Source organism: Pedobacter sp. AC402, from assembly GCF_979252805.1.
Window position 1 is genome coordinate 1 of sequence record NZ_CEEDAI010000010.1, and the last position, 15,975, is coordinate 15,975.

At 36.8% G+C, this 15,975-nt stretch carries 17 protein-coding genes and 1 tRNA gene; 11 read left to right on the forward strand and 7 right to left on the reverse strand.

Translation table 11 applies throughout. From position 1 onward, the window contains the following. The first annotated feature begins 240 nt into the window (after positions 1-240). The 5 genes from AC0IWE_RS17535 to AC0IWE_RS17555 all read left to right on the forward strand — a co-directional run bounded on the left by AC0IWE_RS17535 (position 241) and on the right by AC0IWE_RS17555 (position 4,186). Positions 241-1,533 carry a hypothetical protein gene (locus AC0IWE_RS17535; RefSeq protein WP_471794057.1) on the forward strand — a complete coding sequence of 431 codons (1,293 nt, stop codon included), beginning with the start codon at positions 241-243 and terminating at the stop codon, positions 1,531-1,533. 243 nt (positions 1,534-1,776) lie between these two features. Further along, a complete protein-coding gene (locus tag AC0IWE_RS17540; protein ID WP_471794058.1) occupies positions 1,777-2,214 on the forward strand; it encodes a hypothetical protein in 438 nt (145 codons plus the stop codon). Positions 2,215-2,349: 135 nt separating this feature from the next. Next, a complete protein-coding gene (locus AC0IWE_RS17545) occupies positions 2,350-2,640 on the forward strand; it encodes a hypothetical protein (protein ID WP_471794059.1) in 291 nt (96 codons plus the stop codon). A 416-nt stretch (positions 2,641-3,056) separates the two neighbouring features. Further along, on the forward strand, positions 3,057-3,800 hold the full coding sequence (locus AC0IWE_RS17550) for a DEAD/DEAH box helicase (RefSeq protein WP_471794060.1): 744 nt from the start codon (positions 3,057-3,059) through the stop codon (positions 3,798-3,800). Further along, positions 3,785-4,186 (forward strand): helicase-related protein, encoded by a 402-nt coding sequence (locus AC0IWE_RS17555; protein ID WP_471794061.1) that lies wholly within the window; start codon positions 3,785-3,787, stop codon positions 4,184-4,186. Before AC0IWE_RS17550 ends, AC0IWE_RS17555 begins: the two co-directional genes overlap by 16 nt. Before the next feature lie 60 nt (positions 4,187-4,246). Here AC0IWE_RS17555 and AC0IWE_RS17560 read toward each other — a convergent pair whose 3' ends face one another. Both AC0IWE_RS17560 and AC0IWE_RS17565 read right to left on the reverse strand, forming a co-directional pair. After that, on the reverse strand, positions 4,247-4,681 hold the full coding sequence (locus AC0IWE_RS17560; protein WP_471794062.1) for a LytS family sensor histidine kinase: 435 nt from the start codon (positions 4,679-4,681) through the stop codon (positions 4,247-4,249). Beyond that, complete coding sequence (locus AC0IWE_RS17565; protein WP_471794063.1) at positions 4,653-5,315, reverse strand: histidine kinase; 663 nt, start codon at positions 5,313-5,315, stop codon at positions 4,653-4,655. The genes AC0IWE_RS17560 and AC0IWE_RS17565 overlap by 29 nt, the downstream gene beginning before the upstream one ends. A 92-nt stretch (positions 5,316-5,407) precedes the next feature. Here AC0IWE_RS17565 and AC0IWE_RS17570 point away from each other — a divergent pair, with 92 nt between their 5' ends. Beyond that, complete coding sequence (locus AC0IWE_RS17570) at positions 5,408-5,590, forward strand: hypothetical protein (protein ID WP_471794064.1); 183 nt, start codon at positions 5,408-5,410, stop codon at positions 5,588-5,590. A gap of 51 nt (positions 5,591-5,641) precedes the next feature. Here AC0IWE_RS17570 and AC0IWE_RS17575 read toward each other — a convergent pair whose 3' ends face one another. Beyond that, complete coding sequence (locus AC0IWE_RS17575; protein WP_471794065.1) at positions 5,642-6,385, reverse strand: LytR/AlgR family response regulator transcription factor; 744 nt, start codon at positions 6,383-6,385, stop codon at positions 5,642-5,644. A 185-nt stretch (positions 6,386-6,570) separates the two neighbouring features. Further along, the gene (locus tag AC0IWE_RS17580; RefSeq protein WP_471794066.1) at positions 6,571-6,828 is read right to left on the reverse strand and encodes a helix-turn-helix domain-containing protein; all 258 of its coding nucleotides are present in this window, start codon (positions 6,826-6,828) and stop codon (positions 6,571-6,573) included. 833 nt (positions 6,829-7,661) lie between these two features. Here AC0IWE_RS17580 and AC0IWE_RS17585 point away from each other — a divergent pair. From AC0IWE_RS17585 to AC0IWE_RS17600, 4 genes are all read left to right on the forward strand, one after another. Continuing rightward, complete coding sequence (locus tag AC0IWE_RS17585; RefSeq protein ID WP_471794067.1) at positions 7,662-7,958, forward strand: hypothetical protein; 297 nt, start codon at positions 7,662-7,664, stop codon at positions 7,956-7,958. Between the two features lie 290 nt (positions 7,959-8,248). Beyond that, positions 8,249-8,851, forward strand: coding sequence for a TlpA family protein disulfide reductase (locus AC0IWE_RS17590; RefSeq protein ID WP_471794068.1), 603 nt, complete (start codon positions 8,249-8,251; stop codon positions 8,849-8,851). Between the two features lie 3 nt (positions 8,852-8,854). Then, positions 8,855-12,040 carry a SusC/RagA family TonB-linked outer membrane protein gene (locus AC0IWE_RS17595; protein ID WP_471794069.1) on the forward strand — a complete coding sequence of 1,062 codons (3,186 nt, stop codon included), beginning with the start codon at positions 8,855-8,857 and terminating at the stop codon, positions 12,038-12,040. A 10-nt stretch (positions 12,041-12,050) separates the two neighbouring features. Beyond that, complete coding sequence (locus AC0IWE_RS17600; RefSeq protein ID WP_471794070.1) at positions 12,051-13,391, forward strand: RagB/SusD family nutrient uptake outer membrane protein; 1,341 nt, start codon at positions 12,051-12,053, stop codon at positions 13,389-13,391. Between the two features lie 37 nt (positions 13,392-13,428). Here the strand turns inward: AC0IWE_RS17600 and AC0IWE_RS17605 are convergent, their stop codons facing one another. The 3 genes from AC0IWE_RS17605 to AC0IWE_RS17615 form a co-directional block, all read right to left on the reverse strand. After that, positions 13,429-13,728 (reverse strand): hypothetical protein, encoded by a 300-nt coding sequence (locus AC0IWE_RS17605; RefSeq protein ID WP_471794071.1) that lies wholly within the window; start codon positions 13,726-13,728, stop codon positions 13,429-13,431. 124 nt (positions 13,729-13,852) lie between these two features. Then, the gene (locus tag AC0IWE_RS17610) at positions 13,853-14,296 is read right to left on the reverse strand and encodes a MauE/DoxX family redox-associated membrane protein (protein ID WP_471794072.1); all 444 of its coding nucleotides are present in this window, start codon (positions 14,294-14,296) and stop codon (positions 13,853-13,855) included. Between the two features lie 405 nt (positions 14,297-14,701). Further along, a complete protein-coding gene (locus AC0IWE_RS17615) occupies positions 14,702-15,322 on the reverse strand; it encodes a Crp/Fnr family transcriptional regulator (protein WP_471794073.1) in 621 nt (206 codons plus the stop codon). A gap of 356 nt (positions 15,323-15,678) precedes the next feature. On the opposite strand from AC0IWE_RS17615, the gene AC0IWE_RS17620 reads away from it, so the two are divergent. Continuing rightward, positions 15,679-15,751: transfer RNA gene (locus tag AC0IWE_RS17620), tRNA-Lys, on the forward strand. The last annotated feature ends 224 nt before the right edge of the window (positions 15,752-15,975 follow it).

Sequence of the window (15,975 nt, forward strand, 5' to 3'; positions counted from 1 at the left end):
ACTTAGTGTTTGATATGAGAAACTTTGTAAACTGTATATTAAACATATTGTATGAGTTATAAGTCATTGAAAGTGAGAAGAATGCTTTGCGGAGATATAGCCAATTCAATTTACAGGGGGAATTTATAGTTGGTCAAAATAGTTAGCATCATTTTTGGACCAGATATTGCAGTTAACATTAGGTACCTCATAAAACGCTGAATACTGCTGAGTTACTATTTTTAGATCAACTATATCATCATGTCCAAATATTCTTCCCAAGAAGAGCTCAATGCACAGCTCAATATCTGTGCTGGTCTTATCGGCCAGAAGATGCAAATGCCTTTGCTTCATACCTGGAAGAACAATAGCTATTTAACACTTTCCGAAGCCATTGCAAAGGAAACTCAGGTATATATCAGTGTAAATACACTAAAACGAATATTCGGGAAATTAAAAACAGGAAAATCATATACACCGCAGGCAGCAACCTTAAACGCACTTTGTAAGTTTATAGGATATACTGGTTGGGAAGACTTTAAATCTGCCTATAATTTAACTCAAGAACAAATTGAAGATCAGAAAACTCAAGAAAAAGAAGAATTTTCTAAGAAAAAAGTAAAGCTAAAAATTTATAGCTGGCCAGTGTTTTCGATCATCATTATTTTGATTGGTTGCGCCTTGATTACTGCCAATTTCTACTATGGTCCGCCTGTTGTGAAAGGTGTAAGTATTAGCTGTATAAATCCGGAAGGTAATACAGCGCATTCCGCAATTTTTAAATTAAATTCAGGCAATATTGAAGAAACAGACAGCCTGATGGTCGATTTTAACGATAGGATAAAGATTTCTGTAAAACCACATCATAATACCTTTGTGCATTACTACCAAACCCCCGGGCGTTATGAAACTGTACTAAATTATAAAGGGGTCGCAATAGATACCGCCATCATAACAGTAGCGTCTAATGGCTGGTTCGCATATGTAAACGGCCCGATTGATGTATATGGCCGGCATCCGCTCAAACAATTCAATGGTAAGGTTTCCGGTATGAATGGTTTTACAAAAGATGATGTTGCAAAAGTTGGTATTGATACGGTAAAGCCATGTTTTCTGAATTTCGTAAACATAAAGAAAACAAAGATCGACGGGGATAATTTTGAAATGAATGCGAGGGTAAAAATATCAAAGAAACCTAAAAAGGGCGAGTGCGTTGGCGTGCATTTTAAAATCTACGGAGAAAACGATGATGATTATATTGGTATTACCAGCCCTGAATGTGTGGCTTGGGCGGATGCAGTATTTTCTGAAAATTCAAGGGTTGGCCTTTGGGAAAATCTTAAGGCATTAGGTAAAGATCTAAGTAACCCGGTAGATATTCGTCTCCATATTATAAATAAAAAAGTAAGTTTTTACCTCGATCAAAAATTAGTTTATTCAGTCAGCTACAAAAAGAATATAGGAAAAATTGTAGGCGTTCGAATACTTTTTTCAGGGATTGGGGAAGTGCACAATTTTGAACTTAAAGATCTGAATACAAATGAAACTTTCTAAGTATTTATTGAAATTAAATATCTTAATACCCCCCCCTTCAATTCTGGTATTTAGAAATTAGCAAAAAACTGCTCTTCACGGCTTTTCGTAAACATCTCCATAAATTGTTTTGGACAACAAATGGATAAACAATGGACAATACCATAACAAACGAATTCCTTTTTCAGTCCTATATTCGGTTTTGTAGTTTGTCTATCTAATTTATTATTCATGAAATTGTTGCGGAATTTAAGTCTTTGTATAATGGCTAAGGCGTGGAAAGGATACAGGAGCTGCATTGCTGCAATTTCTTTCATTTTTATGGTATTTACTGCAGAAGCCTCAACCGAAACAGGCTGTAAATCATTCGCAGCAGACGGGTTCAATATCTTTTATTCAAATATTGGTATTTATAAGGGAAATCCACTCTACGACAGAACGGGCAATCAGTCTACTTTTAAGGATATTAAATGTTTGCAGGCAACGGGTAGAGGCTGTTTTATTAGGCTCACAAATTTAAATGAATGTAATAATGAATGTGATCCTACACCAGATGCCAATATGTATTACTATAAGCCTGGTACAGAATATAACTTTGATCCTAAGAATCCTAATGCTTTGTTCAGCTTAGATTTTTATGGAACACTTGCCGTGGTTTTGGCAGGTGCATTCGGCTTTTACTTTATCAGAAAGAATTTTTAAGTTGATTTAAGCCATGAAATCGCGAATCTGAGATACGCTAATGTGCTTATTATTATGTGTTTTTCCCATCGATACCCAATCTTATTGCTTTAGAGATTATTCATCAGTTTTTCACTTTCTTAACCCAAATCGCTTATGTTCAACACCAAAGATTTTAAAGAAATAATAGAATTTGGAATGGTTTTGATCATGTTGATCACCATTATCGGCCTTGTTGTCCGCGCAATAGTTAAAGACAAATCAATCGGTGCCAGAACTGTACAGTTTCTTTGCTGTGCATTTTTTCTCCCCTGTATTATAATTTTATCTTTAGAATGTATGCTCAAAAGCGAAACTGTAGCAACGCTGCTAGGTGCTATGATTGGTTATGTATTATCAGGCATTAGTAAGTATGATGAAAAACCTAAAAAGGAACAAACACCCTAAATTATTAAGCTGAGCATTATTGATTGGCTTTTTAGGATATGATTAAACGAATACAATCAAACCTATTTTTTACACCTCAATCTAATTAATAAAGCAAATCCTAATAATTGCCCTGTTTCTACCCCAAATTTGAACTAAATACCCCCTTAGTATCTCTATTAACATAGCTACTTTTGCCATCACTAATATGATATGTGTAATTTTTAAATTATACGAATTAGGGTTAATTAGAACAGACTGGTTATCTGTAGATTTATTTTTTGGGATGAATAAATCTAGCAAAGGCTGCGTATGCAGCCTTTGCATCTTTTAATTTAAAACTATTAATAGAATTGGTGCTCAGCATTAACATTTGTTCTACTTTGTGAGGTAATATTTAATGGCTATTTTTGTTTAATTTTGACAAAAACGAATTTATGTCATTCACGTCTCTGGGTTTGTCTCCAGATTTATTAAAAGTATTATCAGATAAGCATTTTACTTTAGCTACGCCAATCCAGCAAGCAGCTATACCAGCAATTTTGAACAAAAAAGATGTTTTTGGAATTGCTAAAACAGGTTCTGGTAAAACCGTTAGCTATGTACTGCCACTTTTAATGAATCTTAAAGAGGCACCGAAGCTTAAAAACAGGCACGTTAATGCATTGGTGTTGGTACCTACACGCGAACTTGCCGAGCAAGTGAAAGATGTTTTCAAAATATTTAACAAAGGGCTCAATGTCCCTGTAAAGGCAGTTGCAGTATATGGAGGTGTTTCCATCAACCCTCAAATGACGGCTCTTCAGGGAACAAACATAGTTATTGCTACTCCTGGAAGATTATTGGAATTGGTGGCTTCCAACGCAGTATCTTTATCGGATATAGAAACGCTTATTTTAGATGAAGCCGATAAAATGCTGAATCTGGGTTTTAAGGAAGAAGTAGATAAAATCATTTCACTTTTGCCCCAAAAACGCCAGAATATATTTTTTTCAGCCACCTTAAATGCAGATATTCAACTGATTCACCAGGTAATATTACACGATCCGCTGGTAATAAAAATCGAAGAGCAGGAAGATTCGATTGAGCAGATTCAGCAGGTTGCTTACATTGTGTCAAATGAAAATAAAGGGCCTTTTTACGTAAACTGTTCAGTAGTCGCGAAATGCAACAAGTGTTGATATTTACTTCTTCTGTTCATGCGGCTGATGCGGTAGTTAATAAACTCCGTAAAAATAATTTCGATGCAAAAGCGATCCATAGTAAAAAAAGTCAGGGAGCTAGAACCGAAGCTTTGTACCTTTTTAAATCGGGTAAGCTTAAGATATTGGTTGCCACTGATTTAATAGGAAGAGGAATTGATATCGATAGGCTTCCATTTGTGATTAATTATGAATTGCCACGATCGCCAAAAGATTATGTACACAGAATTGGTAGAACCGGGCGGGCGGATCAAATTGGAGAGGCCATCTCGCTGGTTAGTCCCGATGAATTAGATCATTTTGAAGTTATCCAGAAAAAGATGGGCAAAAAGGTAGATTTAATTTATAGTGAAAATGTGGTGTAAATAAACCAAAGTTCTAATGCGAAGGGTCTAAATTTTAGTGATCAGTTGATTTCATTTCTGTTAAATATTTTCCATTTCGATATTGATTAAAACTTTAAAATACTGTCCGTCTACCTCAGTGATGATTTCGGCTTGTGTTCCATAGGCATGCAGTAACCGTTGCCTAATGTTTGCCAATCCCGTATGAAAACCTGTGTCGTTTAATCCGGTGTTAATCAAATTGGATGATTCCATGGTCAATATATTCTGCTTTAGTTTCAATGAAATTCTCCCCGGATCGCTTGGTTGACTTAAGTTTCCATGTTTAATCATGTTTTCGGTAAGGCTGAGCAGCAGCAGAGGAATGGTCTGTATGTGTTCAATCTCACTGTAGTAACTAAATTCGATAAAAATAGCAGGTTGCCTGATTCGGCTTAATTGCAAAAGGTTTTCTATCTGCCCGATCTCTTTTTCCAATGGCATCATTTCAGGGCCATGCCTCACATTCCATTGCATAGCGCATCAGTTTCGATAGATACCATACCGCTTCAGCTGCTCTGGGCTCGGTTTTATGGGTATTGTTATATATATAGGTAAGCGTATTAAGGAGGAAATGCGGGTTAATCTGCGCTTTTAGATAGGCGTTTTTTGCATTGGCTAATTCAATATCCGTCTCCTTCTGTTTTAATTTTTTTTCAATAGCTTCCCTTTCCAATTTAGCTGTTCGCTGCTTTTGAGCCATATAACGCTTTAAGAAATAATACGTCGTTGCAAATAGCATGAAATAAATTCCCCTCCAAAGTGTAGAAGATATAAATCTCCAGTTAATCATTATGCTTTTCGGAATTGCGTTTAAAGGAATTCGGATTCTTATCTCGTCCGCCAGGTAGGCGATAAGCGTATAGCTGATCAGCTCAAAAATAATAAGAGCAATGAGTTTTAAATATGCAGGTTTTTTATGTTCCATGTTCCGGGCCAATAAAAGATCTGAATGAATATAAAATAAGCAGATATTAATAGCATAATGGATAATGTTTGTTAGTATCGGACTGCATACCTGAAGAATCAAAACAACAAAAAGGTATTCATATAAGATAAAAATAGTCCAGGCGATGATGTGCCAACGGTAGGTAAGTAACCACTTTTTCATTTTTATTTTGTTAAAATTGGGTTTGGCAACGGTATAATGCTGCATTACATAAGTTGATGTTATTAAGCCTCTTGGAAAGCTAATTTTCTTCCATGAAAAGAATTAGCAATATAAAAACAGGAAGGAAAACGGTATTTATTTTTCGTTCACAACGTAATGATACAATGAATACAGGCGATCCAACATCAACAACAATAACGGCGGTAACTACGGTAACCACACATTTGTTTCTAAATGAAGATAGGTTTGACGCTAAATCTGTCGGGAATAATTAATTCCACTGTTCCTAAATTATTCTGCTAAGAGTAGGTTTAAGAGGTTTATATTTATTGGATCCGCTTTGAAATCAGGATGCCACGACTTACATATTCCATAAATTCAGTTTTGTATTGTGGAGTCATCAGCACTTCATATTTGCCTAAAGATATTTTATGCCCGCTGATCTCTTTTACAAAATCAGTATTAATAATATATGATTTATGCACCCGGTAAAAGTGAGGATTTTCATTTAACCTTTCTTCCATTTCCTTTATTGTCATATATACAGAATAATTGTTGTGCTGTGTATAAATATGAACGTGGTTATTGGATCCCTGAAGGTAAATAATATCTTTTTTCAAAAGTTTGGTAAGTCTGCCGCGTTCGCCATTGGTTCTCAAGAAAAATGCCTGTTCATCTTCGCTTTCAAGGTTTTGTGAATCATAATGTTCAAAAATCACTTCGTTAACTACCTCAGCAAAATCACCAATATTAAAAGGTTTCAACAAGTAATGTTTGGCTCTTACTTTAAAAGCCTCAATTGCATAATCAGGGTAGGAGGTGGTAAAGATGATTTTATGAGCACTATGCTTTAGGTTTTCTGCAAATCTAATTCCAGACATCGCCGGCATATCAATATCCAGAAAAATGAGCTGCCGGATGTTTTCGCTGCTGATTTCATTCAGTGCTTCAATTGGGTTGGTATATGTGTTTTTGATTTTTAACCGAGGTATTTCTGAGATGTAATCTTTTAAAATGTTAATAGCACTTTGGTCATCATCTATGATGATACAAGATATAAATTCTTTCATGAGAAGTATGTTTAGATAGACATACCCAATATATCAATATTATCCCTAATAACGTTATTGTATTATAATAAAAATTTTAAATGTATTATTTGTAATGATATGTTGTAATTGAAGAATACTGATTTTTCTTGCCTTCCACCACATTTTTTATAGATAAGACAGTGCTTGTTTTTGAATATTTTAGTTTATTCAAGTCCGGCAGAAAAATCGACACCAAAATCAAAATTCAAAAGTTCATTTGGATGTAGTTTTAACCCAATGGCTAATCTGGTTAGTGTGATAAAACTAGGGCTGGTTTCCCCATTTTCATATTTTATAATGTCTCCGGTATTTACTCCACTTCTTTTATAAAATTCGCGATAAGAAAGTTTTTGGCTTTCCTTTAAAGATTTTAAATGACGGCCAAAATTTTTAAGAATTAATTTTTCTTTCTCACTAATCATTACTATCAGATATTGCTAGCAAGATGTTTTATATTTCAAATAAAAACGTCATGCAATTAGTTGACATTTCGAATTTTATTGTTTACATTTACGTATTATAAAAACATTAACTAAAAAATAAGTACAAGATAAAATTAAGAGTCTTGCAGCCTCACATCTCACGCCGTTGAAGCAGGACAGCAGATTTTATCCCATTTCTTATAGCGGAATTGCTATCTTTAGCCTTTCCAAAATAAGAGTGGGCTGCTGCTGTAATTCCATTTCAACGTAAGGCGTGAGAAACATTATGAGGTTATGGTTTGGGAAGCCCACTTTTGTTTTTCCACCAACAAGACTCGTATACCAATACGGGCATGATAAAGCAAAAAACACTTCAGGTAAATAGGATAAATCTTTTTAAAAAGGTTGCAACTTGTTATCACTTTTTTTAGCCCATCATGTTCAGGTAATGCTATATCAATCCACATTAAATTGCCCATTTAATCGGCTTTACGCTTTAAAACCGAAAAACCCTGAGTAATTTTTTATCCGGAGGAAATGCGCTTAACGGTTTATTTTTAAATAAGTATTCAATATAAAAGCTTTGCTTGTTTTTTGTTGCCCTTAAGGTATTTAATTGTCTCCTCTTTTTACTGTTTTTAGCAAAAAAAAAATAACGGATTTTACCGTAATGGGATTGTTATGCCATAATTTTTTGTGCCTAAACAGGATTTCTTTATTGATTTAACCCTTTTGCAAATCAGGTAAATGTTGAGCCTGACTACTACCGATCATACATGGGGTTAAGTAAGTACCCTTTACGTGTAATTTTTTACCAGATTTTTAAATTTAATATGAAGAACAAGGAATGCTATCTGCCTCTATTTTTTCTTTGCTGGGCTTTTTTATATAGTCCTTTGGCTGTACTATCCTTTTTTCCACTTAAAAAAAAGGCAGCGCTTAATACCAGTCATTCCAAGGGCATTAAACCAGCAATGGAGTGGCAAAGACTTATTGTGCTGCCAGATACGGGTTACATTGTTTTGCCTTCACAATCGGTTAAGGAAAATTCTGCTGTAAGCAAACAAGTCAATAATTTGGATGATCCTTTTTTTAGCATGTACAAACTTTTTACTTATGAGATCAGATAACCATTACCCTTTCGATTGGCTTTATGCTTTAAAGCCAAAAAATCCTGTATAAATCCTTAAACCAGTGGTAATTTTTTACTGCCCCTGTTTTTAAAGCTCTTTTCAAACCAATCAACCATCTAAAAATGAAGGGTATTTGATCCTAATAGACTTGCTATGTCCTTTTTTTTGATATAGCAATTGATTCTCAATGCTGACGCTCCGCATTACTTTCATCCCTGTAGAGGGTGTTTTCTATGTTTTACGGCGCAGTTGCAGTTTATTGATCTACCTGATTAACCAAACTTATAATGAAAAAAAATATTTATTGTATTTTATTATTGCTGTGTGGGCTGTATTATTCAACCTCTGCGCAAACAATAACCGATTCAGTTGCACCTGTAAATGTAGGCGGAAAATTACCCCGGCTATTGTATGATTTTAAAAGTAAAACGCTTGTCAAAGGTCAACTATCCGAATCCTCTATTGCTCAGGATTTTAATAAGCTGATCATTATCGATTTTTGGGCAAGCTGGTGTGGTTCCTGCCTGAAGAAGTTTCCGCTGTTGGATAAAATGCAGGATAAATTTCCTCAAGACCTTAAAGTTTTGTTGGTGAATGCTATTGGAACAGGCGATTCTGCAGCTTTACTTGCCCAAAAGATAAGCGATGGAGGACTTACAGGTGCTTTGAGCGAAATAAAACTACCTTTCATTGTAGAGGATAAAATGTTTTTAAGTGCTTTTCCGCACCGGGCACTGCCGCATTATGTATGGATAATTGGCGGCGTTGTAGAAGGAATTACTTTAAGCGATTTCCTGACAGAAGAGAATGTTTTGATGATGATCGAACGCAATAAAAAGCATCTGCTGGCAACAAGTAAACTGAAGAACTTTAAAGGAGCGGGAAATTAAGTTATGGGCAGATTTATCTTAATTTTCGCGTTGCTGCTTTGTACTTGCCCGGTAAAAGCACAAGAGCTTTTTAAAGGCATAGTAAATGATAATACTGGTAAGCCAATTGGTGGGGTACGGGTAAAGGTGCTTCCTGGTAAACAGCTATCAACTGATGATGACGGCGCATTTGCATTATCGCTTAAGGCAGGCAAGTATCAGCTTTCGCTTTCAGCCATGAATTATGTAACAAAGGATACTGTAGTTTCCTTGCCTTTTTCGGGCGTGTTCAAAATTGTACTCGTTGCAAATAATCAGCAATTGGAAACCGTTGAAGTAAGTACAGGTTACCAAACAATACCTAAAGAGCGGGCAACTGGCTCTTTTTTACAATTGGCAAATAAGGTATTGAATGAACAGGTGGGTACGAACATTATTACCAGACTTGAAGGAATTACAAGTAGTTTAAGTGTAGACCGTAAAAGCAATGGTGGCGATGGCTATGGAATTATTATCCGTGGGATTGGTACCTTACAGGGGCCAAGGAGCCCGCTAATTGTGCTTGATAATTTTCCTTACGAAGGGGATATCAACAATATCAATCCTAATGATGTAGAAAGTATTACCGTATTGCGCGATGCTGCAGCTGCTTCAATATGGGGTGCCAGGGCAGGCAATGGAGTAATTGTTATCAATACCAAAAAAGCCCGCTACAACGATAAACTGAAAGTATCCTTCTCAGGAAATTTGAAGATTACAGAAAAACCCGACCAGTATTACCAGCGTAAAATAAGTGTGGATGATTTTATTGATCTGGAGAACTTTCTTTTTGATAAAGGCTATTTCTCAAGCTTTGAAACCGGAACTTCCCATGTGCCGCTATCTGATGTGGTTGAACTGCGGATTGCTGCCAGAGACGGGCTGATCACTACGGAGGATTCCAAATCTAAAATTAATGCCTTAAAACAATACGATTTTAGACGCGATCTGGATAAGTATGTGTTTCAACCTGCAACTGCTCAACAATATAGTTTACAGTTGGGAGCTGGCACCGATAAAAGAAACTGGCTACTTTCAGCAGGTTTCGATCACAATGTAAGTTCGCTTGCTGCGCCTTTCAGTCGATATAATTTAAAGGCCGAACAAAACTTTAAGCTCAGCCCCAGGCTCACCTTAACAGGAAATCTTATGCTGACGTACACCAACAGTAAAAATGGAAAAACCGATCCGTCTCAGCTCAGTTCGGCTACAGGTATTCTGCCACCTTATACCCGTTTGGCTGATGATAACGGAAATCCACTGCCTGTTATAAAAGATTACAGGCTGGGTTACATTAATTCTGCCGGAAATGGAAAATTTCAAGATTGGTCGTATTATCCATTGGATGATTATAAATATAGCACTTCGGTTAATAACGTGAATGATGTACTTGCTTCTCTCAGGCTATCTTATAAGGTGTTAGATTGGTTAAAGTTTGGTGCCACGTATCAGTTTGAGCAGCAGGATGGGAAAATAAAATCAGTTAATAGTCCGCAAAGTTACCTGGTGAGGAATCTGGTTAATGCTTATTCTTCTATTGATGCTACAGGAACCCTAAAACGAAATATCCCATTGGGAAGTATAGTGGATCAGGATTATTCGCTACTTCAGGGGCATAACGCCAGGGTGCAGGCAGATATTGATAAGCTGATGGGTAGGCATGCATTTACCGGGATTATTGGGGCAGAGGTAAGAAGCAACGGAACGGAGACGAACTCCGGCCGTGTATATGGATTGAATGAATCAACGCTGACAACATCTTTTGTTGATTATTTTAATCCTGTAAAAACTTTTGTAACCGGCAATATGGAAAATATTCCAAACAGGGATGCTTTTGGTAAAACACTCAACAGGTACCTTTCAACTTTTGCCAACCTGGCTTATACTTTTGATCAGCGTTATACCCTCTCTTTGAGTGGGAGGAGGGATGCTTCCAATCTTTTTGGCTTAAAGACCAATGATAAATGGAATCCGCTTTTTTCATCTGGTTTTTCATGGGACATTTCAAAAGAAAAATTTTTTCACAATGGGTTGTTGTCTTTTCTTAAACTCAGAACAACTTTTGGCGCAAGTGGAAATACAGACCCAAGAAGTACAGCAGTAACCACCATTACTTATGCCGGATTTAACTCGGTATTTACGCAAACACCATATGCATTTTTGAGCAACTATGCCAATCCGGAACTTAAATGGGAGCGGGTATACATGTTTAATGCGGCAATGGAGTTCGGTTTAATCAACAATAAGATAAAGGGCAGTTTGGAATACTATCGAAAAAAATCAGTTGATCTTCTTGCGCTTACCCCAATAGATCTTACTGCAGGCGTAGGTGCTACAATTGTTAAAAACTCAGGCATTATACAAGGAAATGGCCTTGATCTGGAGTTGAGCAGTCAGAACATTTCGGGGAAATTCAGTTGGAACTCAGATTTTTTTCTAAATTATTACAAAGATAAAGTGCTTAAAAACTACAATAGTTCTTTTAATGGAAGGAGTAAACTCGATGGCAATGTTTCATTTACAGGATTGGTGGGTTATCCGTTATATGGAATGATTTCATTTAAGTGGGCAGGGCTCGATCCAGCAACAGGCGATCCGCAGGGGATTTTAAATGGTGCAGTAAGCAAAAATTATGATGCATTGATGGGAAGCTCACTAAAGTTTGAAGATATGGTTTTTCATGGTTCAGCACTCCCATTATTTACGGGTGGTTTTGGGAACAGTTTTTCCTATTCGGGGTTAACACTTAGTTTCAGGCTGAACTTTAAATTGGGGTATTACTTCAGAAAAAATGCACTTGATTATGGTTCATTGTTCATTGGCCGCGATGGTAATGCAGATTATGCAAATAGGTGGCAGAAACCAGGTGATGAACTGACTACAAATGTGCCGGGTTTAATGTATCCGAATTCGAATCTGCGCGACGAGTTTTACTGGGGCTCCGAAATTAATGCACTCAAAGGTGATCATATCCGCATGCAGTATGTAAACCTAAGTTATGATTTTAAAGTAGGGAGCATAAAAAGAGCAGGATTTTCCAGGTTGCAGGTTTTTGTGGTTGCAAATAACCTGGGAATTATCTGGCGTGCAAACAAAGCACACATCGATCCAGACTATGTTGGTATACCCGATGCCAGGAGTATTGCATTTGGTTTTAAATCATCTTTATAAATCTTAAACTATGAAAAGGTTAATATATTTAAACATTTTTTTGCTTTTGTTCCTCGGTTCATGCAAGAAATTTCTTGATGTGAAATCCAATCAGTCGCAGGCCATCCCCGAAAAGCTTCCAGATCTGCAGGCACTATTGGATCAATATCAACAACTAAATTATGTAGATGGGAATGCGGCCGAAGTAAGTACCGATGATGTATACCTTACCGATGCCGATCTTGATGCGAGGACAGAAAATGAGCGGAACATGTATACCTGGCAGCGTAACAATATCTTTTTGCAGGATTCGAACGAGTGGTTTTATAATTATAGGGCCATTAACCGTACCAATGTTGTACTGGAGGGGATTCAAAAAATTGAAAAGAACGCCGGTAATGCTTTCGAGTGGGAAAACATTGCAGGGCAGGCTTACTTCATCAGGGCAAAAAATCACCTCAGAGGACTTTATGTTTGGGGAAATGCTTATGATGAACAATCAGCAGGCGACCTTGGTGTACCACTCAAACTAAGTGCTGATTTTAATGAAGCATCGGTTAGGGCAACCGTTTTAGCAGGATATACGCAGGTGATCTCCGATTTAAAAAGAGCAGCAGCTGCACTTCCAAACAAATCTGTTCATGTAATGAGGCCATCCAAACCAGCAGCATTCGGCTTGCTCGCAAGAACTTACTGGTCTATGCGTAAATACGAACTTTCACTGCTCTATGCCGATTCTGCACTTATGCTAAAATCTGATTTATTGGATTATAACACTTTGAATGCTACCGCTACCTATCCAATAGGGCAGTTTAATGCAGAGGTGATGCAAGATAGTTACCTTACTTCACCCATGTTGAATAATGCAAGGGGTAAGATAAACCCTTTGCTTTATAAATTATATGAAGCTAATGATTTGCGTAAAACTGTTTTTTTTAATGACAATAAGAATGGCACTTATGGTTTTAAGGGAAGTTATGAAGGGAACTCTAATTTTTTTAGTGGTATTGCGGTAAATGAGGTGTTATTGATCAGAAGCGAATCTTTCGCCAGAATAGGCAAACTTACAGAGGCCCTGGCAGATTTAAACCGCTTGCTCAAAAATCGTTACCGTAAAAATACATTTATCGAAAGAACAGGGAATGATCGAAATGCGGTGCTGAAACAGATCCTGCTTGAAAGAAGGAAAGAATTGCTTTTGCGTGGACTAAGGTGGATAGATGTTAAAAGGCTAAATAAAGAGGGTGCAGGCATTTCATTTACAAGGACTTCAAAAGGTATAGTTTACAATCTCCTGGCCAACAGTACAGGTTTTACGCTTCCCATCCCTGAGCGGGTAGTTGAGTTGGCCAATCTACCACAAAATCCATAATTCAATGGTGCAGATTTATTCTGCACCATTGTTTTTTCTATTGTTCTCTTGAAGAGATTAATTCTGGAGAATTCATAACGGCCTGATTGTCTTTGCCTGAAAGGTATGTAGACAAAGGTGTTTCAATTCCGATAGTACACGGAACTTCAGGGTCACCACTGCATTCAAAAGTAGATGGAGCGGCTGCCGGTTCCCATGAACTGGTTTGAGCAACTGGTCCGTTAGTTGTTTTGTAATGGTAATAAGAAAGTGTTTTTGCAGTAAAAGCACTTTGTGTTGCGATAAGACCGAACCCTGCTAAAAGGGCAGCGAAGCCTAAATTAATTTTTTTTGACATATTTTAAGTTTAATTTTTTGCCTGATAGTTGGGCCTCAGGCAACTGGCCCATCTTGTTTTTACTTTTGGCCTTTCAAACGATGTGGTTCTTTGTTTGTGAGCTGGCCTTACTCATTTTATCTACTTACTCTTTGTCACATACCTCCCGCTTTGGTTTATTAAATAAGGCTAGTATAGCTGCCGCTAAAAAGATAAGATTGAAAACCAGGTGTGCTTTCCAGCCTAGGGTTCCGATCACTCCACCACAACTGCAAGGTATTTTCGGGAAGTAATTAGCCAGGATCAGTGCGATGTAAACGGTAAAACTGAAGATCAGCAATAGGGAAAAGATTAAGCCCAGCTTATTGGTTTTGTTAAATAACAAGAGTAATGCAGTGAATAATTCTGCGGCTGGAATAAGGATAATTAACAAGTGAGAAAAGAACAAACTAAAAACCTGGTGCTCCATTTCCAGTTTATAGGTGGCAAAATTGACGAGTTTACTTCCGGCGGTGTAAACCCACAATAGGATGAAGGCTGCAGATATGAGCTGTGTGCTATAAAGTGTATCTTTTTCCTTTCTCATCATTTTCGCTCTCTTGATCCAAAAATTTACCTTCTACATCTTAACATTGTTTTAAATAACCGTAGTCATGTTTATTAAACATTAAGTAAAAAGAGATGATGGCCATAGGTAATGGTTTACAGTCTCTTTTGTATTATTAACTGATGCAACCTATAATTTTTTTCTATTGTGCGTTGTATGTACAGGGTAAAGCAGCGATATGGCGAGGTAAAACATTGTTTAATCGCCTTTTTTAGGTAATGAGATTTACCTGCTGGCTTTATTTATGAAAGATTTGGTGGCGCACCAACGTATTGCAGTGCGCCGTTTTGCTATGTAGGAATTTAATTTTCACATTCAGAACTGAATGAAGAGATTGGCCTGATGGAATTAATACAGATTGATTTACAGCATTGAGCGGTTATTTTTCTAATGATGCAAGTTTCCTAATCCTACTGAGTGTTTCAAGGCGCATGCCAATAAATGATGCAATGTATTTAGGAGCGGAACCCGGTTAATTAGGTGTGGATAAGAAACGAGGAAACGTTTGTAGCGTTTTAATGCCGACGGGAGCCTGCTAATGTATGCACGCTCAGTTGCCCCCTGAAAATAGATCTCCGTCATTTTACGGCCAACATAATTGGCGATCGGGAAATTCTCATAAAGCAATTTCGACATTTCATGCGGAATCGCAATCGCAAATACAGGGTCGATGGTTTCAATGTATTCATCAGAAACCTCACTTTCCCATAAGTTGCGGATGGTGCCGGCCAATTCATTTTCGGCAGCAATCCAGGTAGTTATTTTTTTATTTCCCATTTTAAGGTAACCATGTACAGCACCTTCTAAAATGAGGTAAATGTAACGGTTGCGTTTTAAGGGCGATGCAATGTGTTTGTTTTTTGCGAAATGGATAGGGAAGGTCCATTCGTTAATCACGTTTTCAATTTCGGGGTTAAGCGGATGGTAAGATTTAAAGACAGCAATAAGAGGAGAGAAGCCACCAAAGGCTTTCCACTTCTCTTCACCGTAGATATTTTCAATATTCATTAGGGAAAAGCGAATGTATATGTAAAAATCAAAATAAAACTGAAAAATAAAAAATTAATGCAGGTTTTACAACTATTAAGAATGTAAATCCTTTTACCAATGCCGTAGGCAATCATTTGGTTTAAGCATATTACAATAATTTGGGTTGTGTAATTACAGCTTACTGTAGTTTGACGGGAATAGGGATAAAAATAACTGATTACAATGTAATTTATTTTCTCCGATTAACAACGTGATCCATAAATATTTAACTGTTTAATTTTTATTAATTGTTAAGCTTCTGTTAAATTTATTTATTTTAACTTTTGTGTTAATCGATTTATTTTCTATCTTTGCAGCCCCGAAAGGGATATAATGATTCCGTAGCTCAGCTGGTAGAGCATTACACTTTTAATGTAGTGGTCCTGGGTTTGAATCCCAGCGGGATCACAGAAAGCCTTCAAGTCTTACACTTGGAGGCTTTTTTATTTATTGGTTTGTCAGAATTCTAGAATGCAGATTTGAGATCAAATACGAACAACACATCTTAAAAAAAAGATTTTTTTATAGTAGTCGTATTAGTTACAAAGGTTTTTAAAAAAATACCACTTCACTTTATTAGGATGAGTTTTCTGATAATTTACCAAATGACGCTAGTAAAATTCATCAATCCT